This is a genomic window from Stutzerimonas marianensis, from assembly GCF_022810315.1.
Lineage (GTDB): Bacteria > Pseudomonadota > Gammaproteobacteria > Pseudomonadales > Pseudomonadaceae > Stutzerimonas > Stutzerimonas marianensis.
In genome coordinates this window covers 225,039-242,191 of record NZ_JALGRD010000001.1, presented here as the reverse complement: position 1 = coordinate 242,191, position 17,153 = coordinate 225,039, and the positions used below count along the sequence as shown (strand labels likewise).

At 63.9% G+C, this 17,153-nt stretch carries 15 protein-coding genes and 1 pseudogene; 6 read left to right on the top strand and 10 right to left on the bottom strand.

Translation table 11 applies throughout. From position 1 onward, the window contains the following. Window positions 1-115 precede the first annotated feature (115 nt). From MST27_RS01050 to MST27_RS01025, 6 genes are all read right to left on the bottom strand, one after another. The gene (locus MST27_RS01050; protein WP_243604152.1) at window positions 116-820 is read right to left on the bottom strand and encodes a 3'-5' exonuclease; all 705 of its coding nucleotides are present in this window, start codon (window positions 818-820) and stop codon (window positions 116-118) included. Further along, window positions 817-2,751, bottom strand: coding sequence for a putative nucleotidyltransferase substrate binding domain-containing protein (locus MST27_RS01045; RefSeq protein WP_243604151.1), 1,935 nt, complete (start codon window positions 2,749-2,751; stop codon window positions 817-819). Before MST27_RS01045 ends, MST27_RS01050 begins: the two co-directional genes overlap by 4 nt. A gap of 184 nt (window positions 2,752-2,935) precedes the next feature. Continuing rightward, window positions 2,936-3,340, bottom strand: coding sequence for a phosphate ABC transporter substrate-binding protein (locus tag MST27_RS01040; protein WP_243604150.1), 405 nt, complete (start codon window positions 3,338-3,340; stop codon window positions 2,936-2,938). A gap of 11 nt (window positions 3,341-3,351) precedes the next feature. After that, window positions 3,352-4,512, bottom strand: a complete 1,161-nt coding sequence (locus MST27_RS01035) for a hypothetical protein (protein WP_243604149.1) — start codon at window positions 4,510-4,512, stop codon at window positions 3,352-3,354. Between the two features lie 19 nt (window positions 4,513-4,531). Beyond that, window positions 4,532-6,154, bottom strand: a complete 1,623-nt coding sequence (locus MST27_RS01030; protein WP_243604148.1) for a methyl-accepting chemotaxis protein — start codon at window positions 6,152-6,154, stop codon at window positions 4,532-4,534. A 199-nt stretch (window positions 6,155-6,353) separates the two neighbouring features. Then, window positions 6,354-8,534 (bottom strand): malate synthase G, encoded by a 2,181-nt coding sequence (locus MST27_RS01025; protein ID WP_243604147.1) that lies wholly within the window; start codon window positions 8,532-8,534, stop codon window positions 6,354-6,356. 264 nt (window positions 8,535-8,798) lie between these two features. Here MST27_RS01025 and MST27_RS01020 point away from each other — a divergent pair, with 264 nt between their 5' ends. After that, window positions 8,799-9,326 carry a glycine cleavage system transcriptional repressor gene (locus tag MST27_RS01020; protein ID WP_243604146.1) on the top strand — a complete coding sequence of 176 codons (528 nt, stop codon included), beginning with the start codon at window positions 8,799-8,801 and terminating at the stop codon, window positions 9,324-9,326. On the opposite strand, the gene rarD is transcribed toward MST27_RS01020, so the two are convergent. Beyond that, window positions 9,323-10,216, bottom strand: a complete 894-nt coding sequence (gene rarD, locus MST27_RS01015; RefSeq protein WP_243604145.1) for an EamA family transporter RarD — start codon at window positions 10,214-10,216, stop codon at window positions 9,323-9,325. The genes MST27_RS01020 and rarD overlap by 4 nt on opposite strands. Before the next feature lie 174 nt (window positions 10,217-10,390). On the opposite strand from rarD, the gene MST27_RS01010 reads away from it, so the two are divergent. Both MST27_RS01010 and treF read left to right on the top strand, forming a co-directional pair. Next, a complete protein-coding gene (locus MST27_RS01010) occupies window positions 10,391-11,158 on the top strand; it encodes an SDR family NAD(P)-dependent oxidoreductase (RefSeq protein ID WP_243604144.1) in 768 nt (255 codons plus the stop codon). Next, entirely contained in the window at window positions 11,155-12,753 is a 1,599-nt protein-coding gene (gene treF, locus MST27_RS01005) for an alpha,alpha-trehalase TreF (protein WP_243604143.1), read from the top strand. The genes MST27_RS01010 and treF overlap by 4 nt, the downstream gene beginning before the upstream one ends. A gap of 231 nt (window positions 12,754-12,984) precedes the next feature. On the opposite strand, the gene MST27_RS01000 is transcribed toward treF, so the two are convergent. From MST27_RS01000 to MST27_RS00990, 3 genes and pseudogenes are all read right to left on the bottom strand, one after another. Then, on the bottom strand, window positions 12,985-13,482 hold the full coding sequence (locus MST27_RS01000; protein ID WP_243604142.1) for an LEA/WHy family protein: 498 nt from the start codon (window positions 13,480-13,482) through the stop codon (window positions 12,985-12,987). Window positions 13,483-13,490: 8 nt separating this feature from the next. Continuing rightward, window positions 13,491-14,252 (bottom strand): slipin family protein, encoded by a 762-nt coding sequence (locus MST27_RS00995; protein WP_243604141.1) that lies wholly within the window; start codon window positions 14,250-14,252, stop codon window positions 13,491-13,493. Continuing rightward, window positions 14,242-15,611, bottom strand: a pseudogene (locus MST27_RS00990) (NfeD family protein). Before MST27_RS00990 ends, MST27_RS00995 begins: the two are co-directional and overlap by 11 nt. A gap of 187 nt (window positions 15,612-15,798) precedes the next feature. On the opposite strand from MST27_RS00990, the gene MST27_RS00985 reads away from it, so the two are divergent. The 3 genes from MST27_RS00985 (at window position 15,799) to MST27_RS00975 (ending at window position 17,153) form a co-directional block, all read left to right on the top strand. Continuing rightward, window positions 15,799-16,632 (top strand): MBL fold metallo-hydrolase, encoded by an 834-nt coding sequence (locus MST27_RS00985; RefSeq protein WP_243604139.1) that lies wholly within the window; start codon window positions 15,799-15,801, stop codon window positions 16,630-16,632. Beyond that, window positions 16,632-16,841, top strand: a complete 210-nt coding sequence (locus MST27_RS00980; protein ID WP_243604138.1) for a hypothetical protein — start codon at window positions 16,632-16,634, stop codon at window positions 16,839-16,841. Before MST27_RS00985 ends, MST27_RS00980 begins: the two co-directional genes overlap by 1 nt. A 153-nt stretch (window positions 16,842-16,994) precedes the next feature. Further along, window positions 16,995-17,153 (top strand): YqaE/Pmp3 family membrane protein, encoded by a 159-nt coding sequence (locus MST27_RS00975; RefSeq protein WP_122163549.1) that lies wholly within the window; start codon window positions 16,995-16,997, stop codon window positions 17,151-17,153.

Sequence of the window (17,153 nt, the reverse complement as noted above, 5' to 3'; positions counted from 1 at the left end):
CCGCCATGAACGGGCGGCCGACCCGTCTAAACGCGACGCCCATCCTTCCCGGGATGGGCGTCGTTTCGTTTCTGGCTTGAATCGAGCCGTCGAGCACTGGCGGCCGGCTGAGGCGCTACATGAAATTGGCCTGCTGGCGCTGACGCCAGTTGGCCAGGCGTTGGCTGAGGGTCAGCAGATTGTCCACACCTTGCCGGTGCGCCTTGCTCAGGAGTATCAGCGCCAGCTCGGCGGTCGCGAGGGCATCGGCGCTGGCGTGGTGGCGCTGCATGACCTGCAGTCCAAAGTGCGCACACCAGTCGTCCAGGCCATTTTGCCGCGGACGGTTGTCCGGGCAGAGCATCGGGGCAAGCTCGGCGACGTCGAGAAACGGATGGCGCAGCTTGTAGCCGAGGGTCTGCTTCAGCGCTCGGGTCAGCATGCGTTGGTCGAAGCCGGCGTGGAAGGCCAGGATCGGGCTGTCGCCAACGAACTCCATGAAATCGAGCAGGGCTTCGACCGGATCATCGCCGGCCTCCAGCTCGCTCGGAGCGATGCCGTGGATCAGCACGCTTTCGCTGATCTTCTGAGCCGGGCGTAGCAGGGTGGACTCGAACTGGTCGCCCAGATCGATACCGCCGTGTGCGATCACCACGGCGCCGATGGACAGCACGATGTCCTTGCGCAGATCGAGGCCACTGGTCTCGACGTCGAGCACGACGAGCCGCTGCTCGCGAAGTGGCACGGTACCCAAAGCGGCTGGTGGTAGCAGCTGATCCCGCCGTTCTAGCTGATCGAGGTCCAGCGCCGGACCTCTTAACCTGAACCAGGGCATGTTCATAACTGATAACGCAGCGCCAGGCTGCTCTGCAGGCGCTGAGCCTGACGGAAGGACTCGCGCAGAATGCGACGATCCAGATGGTTGAGCGTATCCGGGTCGAGCCGGTTGGAATAGGGCTGGCCCTGGCGAGCCTGCTGCTGATGCTGCTGCATGCGGGTCTGCTGGATGAAATGGTAGGCCTCTTCATAGGCCGCGCCATCCTTTTCGTCGATGACGCCCTCCGTCACCAGTTGGCGCAGTCGGTCGAGGGTATTGCAAGTGCCGATGCCATGGCCCAGGGCGAGCAGACGCGCACCGTCGACGAAGGGCGTCAGGCCCTGCACCTTGAGATCCAGCGTGGCCTTGCCATCGCCCTTGCGCGACACCACGAAGTCGCGGAACCGCCCCACTGGCGGGCGATGGCGCAGGGCGTTTTCGGCCAGCATGCGTTGGAAAAGCCGATTCTCGGCGATCTCCTCCAGCAGGTAGGCGCGCAGCTGCTCGTAGCCTTCACACGGACCCCAAATCGCCCGCAGGTCGAAAAAGATGGTGCTGCCGAGCAGATTCTCCGGTGTGGCTTCGCGGATGAAGGTACCGAAGCGGCGCTGCCATTCCTGACGCGACAGGCACAGCTGAGGGTTGCTGGCCATGATGTTGCCCTTGCACAGGGTGAAGCCACAGGTCGCCAGATCCTGGTTGATGCGTTCGGCCAACGGCAGCAGACGGCCACGGATGTGCGCGGCTTCGGCGGCGTCCTCGGCCTCGAAGAGGATGCCGTTGTCCTGGTCGGTGTGCAGCGTCTGCTCGCGTCGGCCCTCGCTGCCGAAGCACAGCCAGGTGAAGGGCACGCCGGGATCGCCGAGGTCGGTGATGGCCAGCTCGATCACCCGACAGACCGAGTGGTCGTTAAGGAGGGTGATGATGTGTGTGATCTGCGTCGAGGACGCGCCGTGGGCCAGCATGTTGTCGACCAGCTGCAGGATACGACTGCGGATGATCACCAGCGTCTCGACGCTATCGGCGTGCGAAATCGCCTGCGCCAGGTGTACCAGATCGACCCGTTGCAACGAGAAGAGGTCGCGCTCGGATATCACGCCTCGCAGCAGTCCGTCCTCGACCACGCAGACGTGTGCGATATGGCGCTCGGTCATGGCGATGGCCGCATCGAAGGCGGTAGCGTCCGGCGGTAGGTGGAAGGGATCGTGGGTCATGAAGCCGGCGATCGGTGCCGCCAGGTCAGTGGTGCCGGTGCCGATCACCCGGCGCAGGTCGCGCAGGGTAAAGATGCCCTGGGGATGCAGCGCCTCATCGGTGATGACCACGCTGCCAACGTTGTTTTCATGCATCAGCCCCACGGCTTCGGCGAGCGGCATCGTCGGCAGGCACGAGACCGGGTGAGGTAGGGCGAGCTCGCCGACCCGCGTTTCCAGCGAGTACTGCTCGCCAAGGCTCTCCACCGCGCGCATCTGCGCCTGTTGGTTCACCAGGTCCAGCAGGCTGCTGACGCCGCGCATGGCAAAGTCGCGGAAGGAGGCCGACTTGGACACGAGTTTGACGAACGCCGGTTTGTTCAGCAGGTAGCAGAAGGTGTCTTCAGCGGCGAAATGGCCGGTACGGGTGGCGCGTTCGCCCATCAGCGCGGCCATCGGGAAGCATTCGCCGACGATCACCTCGAAGGTGGTATCGGTGCCGCGCTTGCTGGTATGCGGCCGCTGCCCGTGAACCCGCCCCTGCTTGACGATATAGAAGTGTTCGACGACGCCGTCGTCCGGCGAAATGATGCAGTCACCGGCGCTGTAGAAGCGCAGCTGGCAGTTCTCCACTAGGTAGGCCAGGTGCCCCGGCTCCATCTGGTTGAACGGCGGATACTTGCGCAGGAACTCCATGGTTCCATGGATGTTCTGCAGCACGGCAGTTTTGCCTGCCTCGGCGAAAGCATCGGCTTTGCTCATGTTGGCTTCCATTTTTTGCGCACAATGGTGGGCTGCGGGTAGGGCGTGGCACATTGGACGTAAGTCTAGTCGCGAGTCGCCTTGCGCGGGCAGGCCGAATTGCGCCATACGGAGTGCCTGATATAGCCGTGACACCATAAAAAAACCGCCCCGAAGGGCGGTTTTTTCAGCTTAGGGCGGGAGGCTACGGCAGGGTGAACAGCACCTTGACCGAGCCATCGACTGCCGCGGCGTCGACGTAGCCAATGGCGTCGGCTTCGGCCGCAACCTTGGCGACGACCGCTGCGTCGTTGGCGACGCTTGCCATCGGCTGGCCTTTACCAGTAAACACCAGGCCGGACCAGTAGGACTTCAGCTGCGATTCGTTCTTGCTGGTGACCGCGGAGTAGAAGCTTTCCTTGGCCGGGGTCCAGTCCTTGATGTCGACGCCCTTCATGGACTTGTCCTTGCCCAGGAAGATGTTGGCCACCTCGGACTGCGACGGCGTTTTGGCCGCGCCGGGATTGACGATCACGGCGACGTCAGCCTGCGACACGGAGGCCATGCCGAGCAGCGCTGCGCAGCTGAGGATGCGAACGGATACTTTCATCGGGACGCTCCTCAGAATACGAAATCGACGCCGACGGAAACGATGTCGCCGTCGTAGTTGCGTGCCGGAGTACCAATGAACCCCCCGGTCAGGTCGTACGCAGCGTTCTCGTAGACTTCCTGGGCGTTGCGGGTAAAGACGCCGTCATAGCCGTTCTTGGTATCGACGCGCTTGTACTCGCCCTTGACCACCACGGTTGGCGCGGCCTGGTAGTTCAGGCCCAGGGTCCAGGAACTCTGGCGACCGCCGTTGTCGTCCAGCTGTGCATAGGTCAGGTGCGGCAGGAAATCGCCGAAGCGACGGCCGCTCATGAGGTAGAAGGAGTCGATCGACTCCATGCCGTCGTTCTCGATCATGCGCGAGGTCCACTCGTTGCTGCTGACCCAGTTACCGTTGTCGTACTGGTAGCCGATCGAGGTGAACTTGCCCTTTTCTTTGTCGAGGCTGAGCAGCGTCAGGGGCGCCATCACGCCGCCGCCGACATCTACGGTGCCGCTGATGTCAGTCTTGATATCCGCTTCGACATAGCCGACGCGCAGCGTACCGAAATTGTTGCTCGCCAGGCTGATGCTGGCGCCGAACAGATTGCCGTAGTCGATATCGAACTGCTCGTCGTAGGCATAGTAGTCACGGTTCTTTGCCTGACCACCCGCTACCTGAACGGTTACCGAACCGTAGGAGAGCGGCACGGTGTAGACCGCGTCGACGCCTTCGTAATTGGTTACCTGGACCTGGCTGTAGACCTCGTCCGGCAGGCGCAGCCATGGGTAGCTGTAACCGACGTCGAGGCTTTCGGAATACATGTAGACCGGGCTGCGCAGGCGGCCGGCGCGGAGCATCAGCTGGTCGGTGGTCTGCCACGAGAGGTAGGCCCACTCCAAGTTGGCTTTCCACTCATCCTGCTGCGCCTTGGCAGTGGCCTGAACGGTCACGCCAACGGTATCGGTGATGCCGTAGCTCAGCTGGGCGCCGAACTTGGACAGCTGGTCGCCGCGCCAGGAATCGTTGGTCTGGCTCTGCACGCCATAGCTGCGGCCGTCGTCTTCGCCGCCCAGATGGGTAAAGCCGACGGTGCCGAAGCCATTGAAACGGTGCTCACCCTGTTCCAGGGCGAAGGCTTGAGTGGTTGCAAGGCAGACGGCTGCCAAGCCGATAACACGTACTGCGGTCATCAGGTTGCTCCTAAAGCATTTAAACGCGGAATTGGGCCGTGGCCGCACGCAGGTGATCGCCCGTGCTGACCAATTGCTCGCCCAGACGGGCAGTGGCTTCGGCGCCATTTGCGGTTGCTTGTGCGTCCTGCTGCAACACTTGGGTTTCTTGTTGGATGGAACTCGACAGACCGATCTGCTCCTGAGTGAACTGAGCGATACCGGCGTTGAGTTCGTCGATCTGATTGACGGTGCGCGCGATGGTCTCGAGTAGCTGGGTCGCTTCGACCGAACGCTCGATGCTGGCGCGCGACTTCTCGCCATTACTGTTCATGACGTTGAGCACGGTATTGGCGCTGCTTTGCAGACGCTGAATGATCTGCTGGATTTCGGCAGTGGAGGCGGCGGTTTTCTGCGCCAGGTTGCGCACCTCGTCAGCCACCACGGCGAAGCCGCGGCCCTGCTCGCCGGCGCGGGCGGCTTCGATGGCAGCGTTCAACGCAAGTAGGTTGGTCTGTTCAGCAATGCTGCGAATCACTGTAAGTACGGAGCCAACCTCCTGGGTTTCCTCTTCCAGTTGCTCCATGGCCTGCACGGCGCTCATCACACTGCTGCCCAGATCGCTGATGCCACTGGAGAGGCTGCCAACGTGTTCACGCGCGGCGGCGGCCTGGCGCGCAGCGGAGTTGGCTTCATCGGAAGCCTGCTGCGAACGCTGCGCGACCTCCTGAATGCTGCCGGTCATGGTGAGAATGTCGCGGGTGATCGAATCGGTATGGTGCTGCTGCGACTTGGCGTTCTCTTCCGAGCCTTGCGTCAGGTCATACAGTTCCTTGGATACCTGTGTCAGTGGGCTGGCCGCTTCGATGATCTGACGGATAGTGCCCTGCAGCTTGTCTAGGAAGCTGTTGAACAGCTCGATCATCGCACCGATTTCATCGTTCGACTGGATGTTCACTCGCTGGGTCAGATCGCCATCGCCGCGTGCGATGGACTGCAGCGATGCGATTACACCGCGCACGTTGGCCATCACGCTGCGAATCACCAGCCAGGCGCCGAGGCTGACCACCACGATTAGTACCAGGCTGAGGATGATACCCAGGCGCGTGGTGGCTTCGTTGGCTTCGCGGGTCTCGGCCAGGGTCTGTTGGAAATCCTGATACGCGCCGGTGCGGAAGTCGCTTGCCAGCTTCTGAGCCTGGGCAAGGTCACCGGCCATGCGATCCAGGTTGGGTCGCAGGTCGTCGAAGGAGGCGCTGCCGTCAATCAGTTTTGTCGAGGCGCTCAGGGCGTTTTCGGCATAAATCTTGACCGCGCTGCGCCAGCCATCCAGTGCCTGTCGGCGTTGTGGTTGGCTGCTTAGCAGCGATCCTAGTGCTTGCTGCTCTGCGTCGATCTGGCTCAGCACCTCACGCGCTTCATCGAGAATGCCAGGCTCACCTGCCGCCACAGCATTGTTCAGCAAGCCAGGAATACGCGAAAACTGGAAGATCACCGCGTCGGCTTTTTCCAGCGTCGGATAGCTCTGGGTTTCCAATGTCACCAGGCGCGAATCGGTAGCCGACAGCTGCAGCGAGGTGTAGCCGACGTAGAGGATCAACCCGAGCAGGGCGACGGCAGGGACCAGCGACAGCTTTGCGGTCAGGGACAAATTCTTGAACATGCATCGACTCCACAGCGGGCGGCGGATACTACGAGACAGCACGTAATAGCGAAATGCCATCTGTCTGAAATATTGTGACTAAGAATGGCATCCGGGTCACGTTATCGGTTGTCGCAGCCCAAACTTGAGCGCCGTCCAGCAGGTGCTGGGCATAAAAAAACCGCCCCGTAGGGCGGTTCCTTTGCAGCAACTGCGGGGTTTATAGGCCGTTCTTGGCCTTGAATTCGCGGCGGCGGCGGTGCAGGACCGGCTCGGTGTAGCCGTTGGGCTGCTTGGTGCCTTCGAGGACCAGCTCCAGCGCGGCCTGGAAGGCGACGTTGTTGTCGAAGTCCGGGGCGAGCGGGCGGTAGGTCGGGTCGCCGGCGTTTTGGCGATCGACCACCGGGGCCATGCGCTTGAGGCTTTCGATGACCTGCTCCCGGGTGACCACGCCATGACGCAGCCAGTTGGCCATGTGCTGGCTGGAGATGCGCAGCGTGGCGCGATCTTCCATCAACGCGACGTCATTGATGTCCGGCACCTTGGAGCAGCCGACGCCAGCATCGATCCAGCGGACCACGTAACCGAGGATGCCCTGGGCGTTGTTGTCCAGCTCGTTGCGCTTTTCCTCCTCGCTCCAGTCGGTGCGGGGTGCCAGCGGGATGGTGAGGATGTCGTCGACCGAGGCCTTCTCGCGCTTGGCGAGCTCGGCCTGGCGGGTGAAGACGTCGACCTTGTGATAGTGCATCGCGTGCAGGGTCGCAGCGGTCGGCGAGGGTACCCAGGCGGTGTTGGCGCCAGCCATGGGATGGCCGATCTTCTGCTCGAGCATGCTCGCCATCAGGTCGGGCATGGCCCACATGCCCTTGCCGATCTGTGCCTTGCCCTGCAGGCCGCAGGCCAGGCCCACGTCGACGTTGTTGTTCTCGTAGGCGCTGATCCACTTCTCGGCCTTCATGGCCGCCTTGCGCACGACCGGGCCGGCTTCCATGGAGGTGTGGATCTCGTCGCCGGTGCGGTCGAGGAAGCCGGTGTTGATGAACACCACGCGCTCACGCGCTTCCTTGATGCAGGCCTTGAGGTTGATCGTGGTGCGGCGCTCCTCGTCCATGATGCCGACCTTGAGGGTGTTGCGCGGCAGACCGAGGACGTCCTCGACACGGCCGAACAGCTCGGTGGCGAAGGCGACTTCTTCCGGGCCGTGCATCTTCGGCTTGACGATGTACATCGAGCCGGTGCGGCTGTTGGCGCGGGTGGTGTTGCCCTTGAGGTTGTGGATGGCGATCAGGCTGGTGAACAGCGCGTCCATGATGCCTTCGGGCACTTCGTTGCCGTCCTTGTCGAGGATGGCATCGTTGGTCATCAGGTGGCCGACGTTGCGGATGAACAGCAGGGAGCGGCCATGCAGGGTCAGCTCGCCGTTGCCGTCGGCCTGGGTGTAGACCCGGTCCGGGTTCATGGCGCGGGTGATGCGCTTGCCACCCTTTTCCAGCTCCTCGACCAGGTCACCCTTCATCAGGCCCAGCCAGTTGCGGTAGACCAAGGTCTTGTCGTCGGCGTCGACGGCAGCGATGGAGTCTTCGCAGTCCATGATGGTGGTCAGCGCCGATTCCATCAGGATGTCCTTCACGCCGGCGGCATCGGTCTGGCCGATCGGGCTGGCCGGGTCGATCTGGATTTCGAAGTGGATGCCGTTGTGCTTGAGCAGGACCGCGATCGGGGCGTCGGCGGCGCCCTGGAAGCCGCGTAGCTGGGCGGGATTCTGCAGGCCGGTGGTGCTGCCGTCCTTTAACGCGACGGTGAGCTTGCCACTTTCGACGCGATAGCCGGTGGCGTCGGCGTGCGAGCCGGTTTCCAACGGCGCCGCTTCGTCGAGAAAAGCCCGGGCGTAGGCGATGACCTTGTTGCCGCGTATCTCGTTGTAGCCCGGGCCCTTGGTCGCGCCGCCTTCTTCGGAGATGGCGTCGGTGCCGTACAGCGCGTCATACAGCGAGCCCCAGCGGGCGTTGGCGGCATTCAACGCGAAGCGCGCATTCATGATCGGCACGACCAGCTGCGGGCCGGCCATGCGGGCAATTTCCTCGTCGACGTTCTGCGTGGTGGCCTGGAAGTCTTCGGCTTCTGGCAGCAGGTAACCGATGTCCTGCAGGAAGGCCTTGTAGGCCACCGGATCGTGAGCCTGCCCGGCGCGAGCCTGGTGCCAGGCATCGATCTGCGCCTGCAGGTCGTCGCGTTTGGCCAGTAGCGCACGGTTCTTCGGCGCCAGGTCGTGGATGACGCTGGAAGCGCCGGCCCAGAAGGCATCGGCGTCGACGCCGGTACCAGGAATCGCTTCGTTGTTCACGAAGTCGTACAGGACTTTGGCGACCTGCAGGCCACCGACTTCAACGCGCTCAGTCATCTCTCGCCTCACTTGATTCTTCATTCCGACACGGACGATTAGGTTCTTGTAGTCCGGGCCGCCGGATACTACATGAAGCCGTTGGGAAAATCAGTCCGCCGGATCGAGGGGTGTTTTGGCTGGCCGCGGGTGCTCCTGGCGCATATCGGACGCGCATCCGGGCGGCGAACGCGGTAGTTTGTCAGCTGCCTGACGTCCAGGCGCAATCCGCCATACTGAACGGCGCGGCCGGTGTCGCCGGGCCATCATGAAGAGGAGCCATCGATGGACGATCTCGTTCTTACCGTCATCGCCGAAGACCAGCCCGGGCTGGTCGAGCGCGTCGCCAAATGCATCAGCGAACACGGCGGCAACTGGCTGGAAAGCCGGATGTCTCGGATGGCGGGCCAGTTCGCCGGCATCCTGCGTGTCGCGGTGCCGACCGCCGCCCACGCCGGATTGATCGAGGCCCTGCATGCTCTTCAGGCACAGGGCATCCGGGTCGTGGTCGCGCCGAGCGGTGCCGAGCCCGAGCGCAGCTGGCGGATGATCCAGCTGCAACTGGTCGGCAACGACCGCACCGGCATCGTTCGCGACATCACTCGCCTGCTGGCCAGCCATGGCGTCAACCTCGAGAGCCTGGACACCGATGTGCTACCGGCGCCGATGACCAACGAGCTGCTGTTCCATGCCGAGGCGCTGCTCGCCGTGCCCGCCGAGTTGTCGCTGGACGAGCTTCAGGGGCATCTGGAGACGCTGGCCGACGACCTGATGGTCGAGCTCAAGCTGCAGCCGGCCGACCGAAACGCCTAGCGTACAGGGCTTTTGCGCAGGGTCCGCCAGATGTCATAGCTGTAGACGGCCAGCCCTGCCCAGATGCAGATGAATGCCACCTGGCGGTCGGCCGGGAAGGGCTCGTTGAAGACCCAGACCGCGAGAATCAGCAGCAGCGTCGGCGTGATGTATTGCAGGAAGCCCAGCGTGGAATAGGGCAGGTGCCGCGCAGCAGCGTTGAAGCACAGCAGCGGCACCAGCGTCACGGGGCCGGCGGCGACCAGCCAGAGCGCCTCGGGAGTGGCCCAGAATGACCATTCGGTGCTGGGCCCGCTGCCAAAGAAGAACAACCAGACGAGGGCGATCGGTAGTAGCAGCCAGGTTTCCACTACCAGCCCGGGCAAGGCCGCGACCGGCGCCTGCTTGCGCAACAGGCCGTAGCTGCCGAAGCTCAGCGCCAGCACGATCGACACCCAGGGAAATTCGCCCAGGGTAATCAGTTGCAGGGAGACCCCGATCACCGCCATTGCCACCGCAAGCCACTGCAACGGGCGCAGCCGCTCACGCAGCACGATCAACCCGAGCAGCACATTGACCAGCGGATTGATGTAGTAGCCCAGGCTCGCTTCCAGCATGTGCTCGTGGTTGACCGCCCAGACGTAGATCAGCCAGTTGCTGGCGATCAGCAGGCTGGAAATCATCAACACGCCGATCCGCTTGGGATGGGCAAGCAGCTCCTGCCACCAGCCGCGGTGGCGCCAGATCATCAGCACCAGGGTGCCGAACAGCGCCGACCAGATCGCCCGCTGGGTGACGATTTCCAGCGCGGCGTACTGCTCGATGGATTTGAAGTACAGCGGAAACATGCCCCAGATGCTGAAGGTCGTCAGACCCAGCAGATAACCCTTGCGCAGATCGGCGGTGGCCATGGATGTCCTGGAAACGAAGGCAGTGGAAAAGCCCGCCATTGTGCGCCTGCCGCCTGTGCTTGTCTGCCGTCCTGACCGCTCGGACAGGCCCTGAAGCATCTGTAAACACCCAGGCGTGAACGCAACGGCTGCCGGCTCGTCAGAACAGGTAATCGACCCATCACGAGGTGCCGAATGAAGCTCGAGAACAAGGTTGCGCTGGTCACGGGTGGCTCGCAGGGCATCGGCCGCGGTATTGCCCTGCGGCTGGCCGAGGAGGGCGCGGACCTGGTCATCAACAGTCGTCACGAGAACGACCAGGCCCGGGAAACGCTCGCGCAGATCCGGGACCTGGGCCGCCGGGCCTGCTTCATACCGGCGGACGTCGGGGTCGTTGCCGACTGTCGGCGGCTGGTCGAACGGGCCGTCGAGCAGATGGGGCGCCTCGACATCCTGGTCAACAACGCCGGCGTACAGACTCATGCGTCCTTCCTGGACGCCAGCGAAGAGGACTACGACCAGGTGCTCGACATCAACCTGCGCGGGCCCTTCTTCCTCGCCCAGGCGTTTGCCCGCCATGTGCGCGACCGCGGGCACCGAGGCCGCATCATCAACAACAGTTCGGTTCACGAAGAGCTGCCGCATCCCAATTTCACCGCCTACTGCGCAAGCAAGGGCGGCATGAAGATGCTGATGCGCAACATCGCCATCGAGCTCGCGCCGCTGGGCATCACCGTCAACAACATCGCGCCCGGTGCCATCGAGACGCCGATCAACCGCGACCTGATGAACCAGCCGGAAAAGCTCGACACGCTGCTGCAGAACATTCCTGCCAACCGCCTCGGCCAGCCGCGCGACGTGGCCGGTGCGGTGGCCTTTCTCGCCTCGGACGACGCCGACTACATCACCGGCGCCACCCTGGTTGTCGACGGTGGCCTGCTATGGAACTACAGCGAACAATGACCGACACCCGCAAAGGCGTCTTCGACTACGACACCCACAGCGTATCGGCTGCCGACACCCTGACCCCGGCCGATCGCTACCAGGAGCTTTTCGTCGCGGTGCAGACCGGGCGCGTCTTCGAGGACAGCAAGACCTTCGTCGATTGCGCGCCGCGGATCGATCCCGAGCAGATTCTCGACAACTACCGGACACGCTGCCACGAGCCGGATTTCGATCTGGTCGCCTTCGTGCATGACCACTTCAGCGTGTTCGAAATGCCGCCCAAGGAGTTCGTCGCCAACCCCAACGATTCTCTCGCCGAGCACATCGACCGGCTCTGGCCGGTACTGACCCGCCATCCGAAACATCATCCACGGCATTCCTCGTTGCTGCCGCTGCCGCATGACTACGTGGTGCCGGGCGGCCGCTTCACCGAGATGTACTACTGGGATTCCTACTTCACCATGCTGGGGCTCGATGAAAGCGGGCATTGCGAGCTGCTGCGCGCCATGGCGGACAACTTCGCCTACCTGATCGACACCTACGGGCACGTGCCCAACGGCAATCGCTCCTACTACCTGAGCCGCTCGCAACCGCCTGTCTTCGCCTTGATGACCGACCTGTTCGAGGAAACCGGCGTGCACCGCGCCAGCGATTACCTGCCTCAGCTGCTCAAGGAGCATGCCTTCTGGACCGAAGGGGCCGACCGCCTGCGCCCCGGTGAGGCGCACCGACGCTGCATCTGCCTGGCCGATGGCAGTGTGCTCAATCGCTATTGGGACGAGCGCGACACGCCTCGTGAAGAGTCTTACCTCGAGGATATCGAGACAGCCCGCTCCTCCAGCCGGCCGGCACACGAGGTCTATCGCGACCTGCGCGCCGGTGCCGAATCCGGCTGGGATTTCAGCTCGCGCTGGCTGGGCGACCCGACCCGGTTGTCGAGCATTCGCACCACCAACATCATTCCGGTCGACCTGAACAGCTTTCTCTACTACCTGGAGCTCAAGATTGCCCAGCTCAGTGAGGTCAAGGGCTGGCAAGGCTGCGTCAAGACCTTTCGGGCGCACGCCGAGGCGCGACTGGCGGCGATCGACCGCTACCTGTGGCACGACGAGCGCGGCGCTTACTTCGACTACGACTGGACGCTGCAGGCCGCGCGCGACAACCTCACGGCGGCAACTGTCACGCCGCTGTTCGTCAGGTTGGCCAGCGACCACCAGGCGGCGCGGGTCGCGGATGTGGTGCGTGACCGTCTGCTGGCGCCGGGTGGCCTGTCCACCACCGAGGTGAGCGGCAGTGGCGAGCAATGGGACCGCCCCAACGGCTGGGCCCCGCTGCAGTGGATGGCGATTCGCGGCCTGCAGCGCTACGGTCACGACGCCCTGGCGTTGCAGATCGAGGAGCGCTGGCTGAGCATCGTTTCGCACCTCTACGAGCGCGAGAGCAAGCTGGTCGAGAAATACGTGCTCAGGCCTTGCGTCGAACATGCCGGCGGCGGCGAATACCCCCTGCAGGACGGCTTCGGCTGGACCAACGGCGTCACCCGCAAGCTCATGCAGGAAGACCCGAGCCACGAAGCGCACCGTTGCCGGGCGGGGCAGTGCCGGGTGGATTGAGCGACAGCGCCTGGGCCGAGCCGACGGCACGCCAGCGCCTGGTTCTGCGGTAGGCGTGAGGCACGCATCGCCAGCAAGCTGGCTCCTACGGACGCGGCTGGGTATAGCAGTCGTGATTTAACCGACTTCTCGTGCTCTTCGTAGGAGTGAGCTCGCTCGCGATCGGGCGTATCGACCACTCGAAGTTCAGGCAACCCACCGTACAGAAGCCGTCTGTTGGACGCCCCGGCACTATCGCCGATAGGGATTGGGCAGCGCGCCTTCGAGATCCAGGGTGCCGCGCTCGACGAAGCGCTGGGTGCCGAACAGCCCTCCGGCCAACTTGCCGCGTAGCACGTAGGGCACCTCGTCCAGGCCAATGTGCTCGGCCAGGCCCAGTGCCTGGCGTGCGGCCGAGAAGGCTGAGATGGTGACAGGCACGCGCAACACCGTCTCGCCAAAGCGTGGCACGCTGCCGCTGGCATCGCTGACGCCACTGGCCAGGCGTCGGCCGTTGACCTCCAGATCCAGCGCCACGCCGTTGTATTCCAGCGCCATGTCGTTGGGATTCTGCACCCTGAGCTTGACCGCCATGCGCAGTTCCAGCCCTTCGCCGGGCAATGGCTCGACGCCTGCAACCTGCACGTTCAGCGGATCACGCGGGCTGAAGGCCGCGCAGGCGGCCAGGGCGATCGCCAGCACGGCGAGCAGCGACAGACGGACGGTTGAAGCGACGAGACGCGGCGGCATAGAACCTACTATTCGGATTTCTTGTTGAGATTGCCCAGGCCCTGCAGCAGCTCCATGGGCAGCGGGAAGACGATGGTGGAGTTCTTGTCGCCGGCAATGTTGCTCAGCGTCTGCATGTAGCGCAGCTGCATCGCGCCGGGCTGGCGACCGAGCATCTCGGCGGCCTGCATGAGTTTTTCCGACGCCTGTAGTTCGCCCTCTGCATGAATGACCTTGGCCCGCCGCTCGCGTTCCGCCTCGGCCTGGCGGGCGATGGCGCGGATCATGGACTCGTCGAGGTCCACATGCTTGATCTCCACGTTGGCGACCTTGATACCCCAGGCATCGGTCTGTGCGTCGAGCACCTGCTGGATGTCGTTGTTGAGTTGTTCGCGCTCGGCGAGCATGTCGTCCAGGTCATGCTTGCCGAGCACGGCACGCAAGGTCGTCTGGGCCAGCTGACTGGTCGCCGAATGATAGTCCTCGACCTGGATGATGGCCTTTTCGGCATCCAGGACTCGGTAGTAGACCACCGCGTTGACCTTCACCGAGACGTTGTCACGCGAGATCACGTCCTGCGTGGGGACGTCCAGCACCAGGGTGCGAAGGTCGACCCGTACCATTTGCTGCAGGCCGGGAATCACCAGAATCAACCCCGGGCCCTTGACCCTCCAGAAGCGCCCCAGCTGGAACACGACGCCGCGTTCGTATTCGCGCAGGATGCGAAAAGCCGACGCGAGAAGCGCGATCAGCAGCACCAGTACCGCGATGAAGCTCATTTCAAAGCCCATGGATCACCTCTTTTCAGAAGGCGGCTCGTCGGCCGCCGTGACGTCCAGTTGCAGCCCGCGCCTGCCCACGACGCGCACCTGTTGGCCCGGCCGCAGCGGCGTCGGGCTGTGCACTTGCCAGTGTTCACCCTGCAGTTGGATCCAGCCGCAGGCCGAGTCGTCGGCGCGAATGCCGGTGACCTGAGCGAGGCTGCCGACCAGGCTCGCGTCGCCGCTGACCAGGCTCTGCCGACGCGCCTTCAGCGCCATGCTGACAATCAGAAAGAGCAGCAATGCACTGGCCACGGCGAGCGTGCCGATCAAGGCCAGCGGGATGCCAAAGCCGGGGACCTCGGTGTCGATCAGGATCACCGCGCCGGCCACGAACGCCGCGATGCCGCCCAGGCCCAGCACGCCGAAACTGGGTACGAAGGCTTCGGCGATCATGAACGCGAGCCCTAGCAGGATCAGCGCCACGCCGGCGTAATTAACCGGCAGCAGTTGCAGTGAGTAGAACGCAAGCAGCAGGCAGATTCCGCCAACGACGCCGCCTCCGCCGCTGCCGGGATTGGTGAATTCGAAGATCAGCCCATAGATGCCGATCATCATCAGGATCAGGGCGACGCTGGGGTTGGTGATCACGGCCAGCAGGCGTACCCGCCAGTCCGGGTCGTGCCGTTCCAGGCTCGCCTGGGCCGTTTCGAGCGTCCGTTCGCCAGTGCGGGTCTGCAGCGTCTTGCCGTCCAGTTGCATCATGAGGTCGGGGAGGTCGGTTGCAATGTAATCGATGACGTCACGCTCCAGGGCTTCGCGCGCCGACAGGCTGACCGACTCCCGCACCGCCTGCTCGGCCCAGTCGGCATTGCGTCCGCGCAGCTGCGCCAGCCCGCGGATGTACGCCGCGGCGTCGTTGACCTGCTTGCGTGCCATGGCGCCGTCTTCGTCCTTGGCGTCGGCATCCGGGCTGTCGGGTGCCTTGCCAGGCGTGCCGCCGAGCTGGACGGGTGTCGCCGCGCCAAGGTTGGTGCCTGGCGCCATGGCCGCGACATGGCTGGCATAGAGCAGGTAGGTCCCGGCACTGGCCGCGCGTGAGCCGCTGGGGGTGGCGTAGGTGGCGATGGGGATCGGGCTGGCAAGCACGGCCTTGATCATTTCGCGCATGGCGCCGTCGAGCCCGCCGGGCGTGTCGAGCTCGAGCACGACCAGCTGCGCTTCGTCGAGCTGGGCGCGCTCCAGCGCCCTGGTCAGGTAATCCACGCTGGCCGGGCCGATTGCGCCGTCGATTCGCAACACGGTTACGGGCGCTGCGCTGAGGGCTGTCCCGCTGAAGATCAACAGCACAAGCAGCAGCCAGGTATAAGGGCGGAAGGGGCAGCGCATCGGTAAGGGCCCTCCGGCGAGCGGGTGAGCGACACGAGTCGCGTGCGTCCCTTGAGCATAGTCGAGTCGTGGGGCATGGCCCGACGGGCCGAAGGCCTGAACTCTGTAGCGGGCCCGGGCCTCACAATGAGTACAGAACGACAATTCGGTCGGCGGCCGTCGGGGTTGCGGCCGCGAGGAGTCCATCATGCGCGTTCATCACCTCAATTGCGGCTGCATGTGCCCGGTCGGCGGCAAGCTGTTCGACGGCTTCAGCCAAGGGCTGACCGCCAGCCTGGTTTGCCACTGCCTGCTGGTCGAAACCGACGCCCACGGGCTGGTGCTGGTCGATACCGGTTTCGGCACCTGCGATGTACTCGACCCGCGCAAGCGGCTCAGCAGCTTCTTCATCGCCTTCAACAACATCCAGTTCGAACGACGCCATACGGCCATCGAGCAGGTGCGTCAGCTCGGTTTCAGCCCCGAGGATGTGCGCCATATCGTGCTGACGCACCTGGATTTCGATCATGCAGGTGGCCTGGAAGATTTTCCCGAGGCGCAGGTCCACGTGCTGCAGCGCGAGATCGATGCGGCGCGTTCGACCCGCAGCTTCCTGGGCCATCGGCGTTATCGGCCCAAGCAGTGGGATGCCGTGCGCCACTGGCAGTTCTACGAGCCGGGCGGTGACCGCTGGTTCGATTTCCAGGCGGTGAAGGGCCTGCGCGGCCTGCCGCCGGAGATCCTGCTGATTCCGCTGACCGGGCACACGCATGGTCACGCGGGCGTTGCCCTGCAGACCGACGATGGCTGGCTGCTGCATGCCGGGGATGCCTATTTCTACCGCGAGGAAGTCGGGCAGAACGAGCGCCACTGCACGCCTGGGCTGCGCTTTTATCAACGGCTGATGGAGGTGGACCGTACCGCCCGCCTGGCCAATCAGCATCGGCTGTGGACGCTGTCGATGGAGCGCAAGGACGAGGTCACGCTGTTCTGCAGCCATGACGCCAAGGAGCTCGAACGCATGCAGGCGAGGGCGCGCTGATGGCCGGCAGCGAGGGCAATCCTGTCCGCGTGATGATGAGGTACGTCCGCTGGATCGGGTTCGTCGCCTGCTCGCTGGCGGGGTTGGGCTATCTGTTGGCGGGGGCCTTCAACATGGCCGGGTTGATGATCGCCCTGGCGGTGCTCAGCTGGATCAACATCCGGCGCAAGCGTGACGATGCGCAGGATCCACAGGCGCCGCGTCGTTGAGCGTGACGGCGCCTGCTTAAGCCTGGCCGGGCTGAGCGAGTAGCCGCCGCTGCGCCGATCCGAGCGAAACGTTGCGAAAAGGAACCCCTGTCACCCTGGCGGGTCGATTTCACAAGGCCGTTTGGCAACTTAATAGACCGAGGGGTACGCACCATGGACCTGATCCGAATAATCATCGCGATTCTGCTGCCGCCGCTGGGAGTGTTCCTGCAGGTCGGCTTGGGTGGCGCGTTCTGGCTGAACATTCTGCTGACGTTGCTGGGTTACATCCCCGGCATCATCCACGCGGTCTGGGTCATCGCCCGCCGCTAG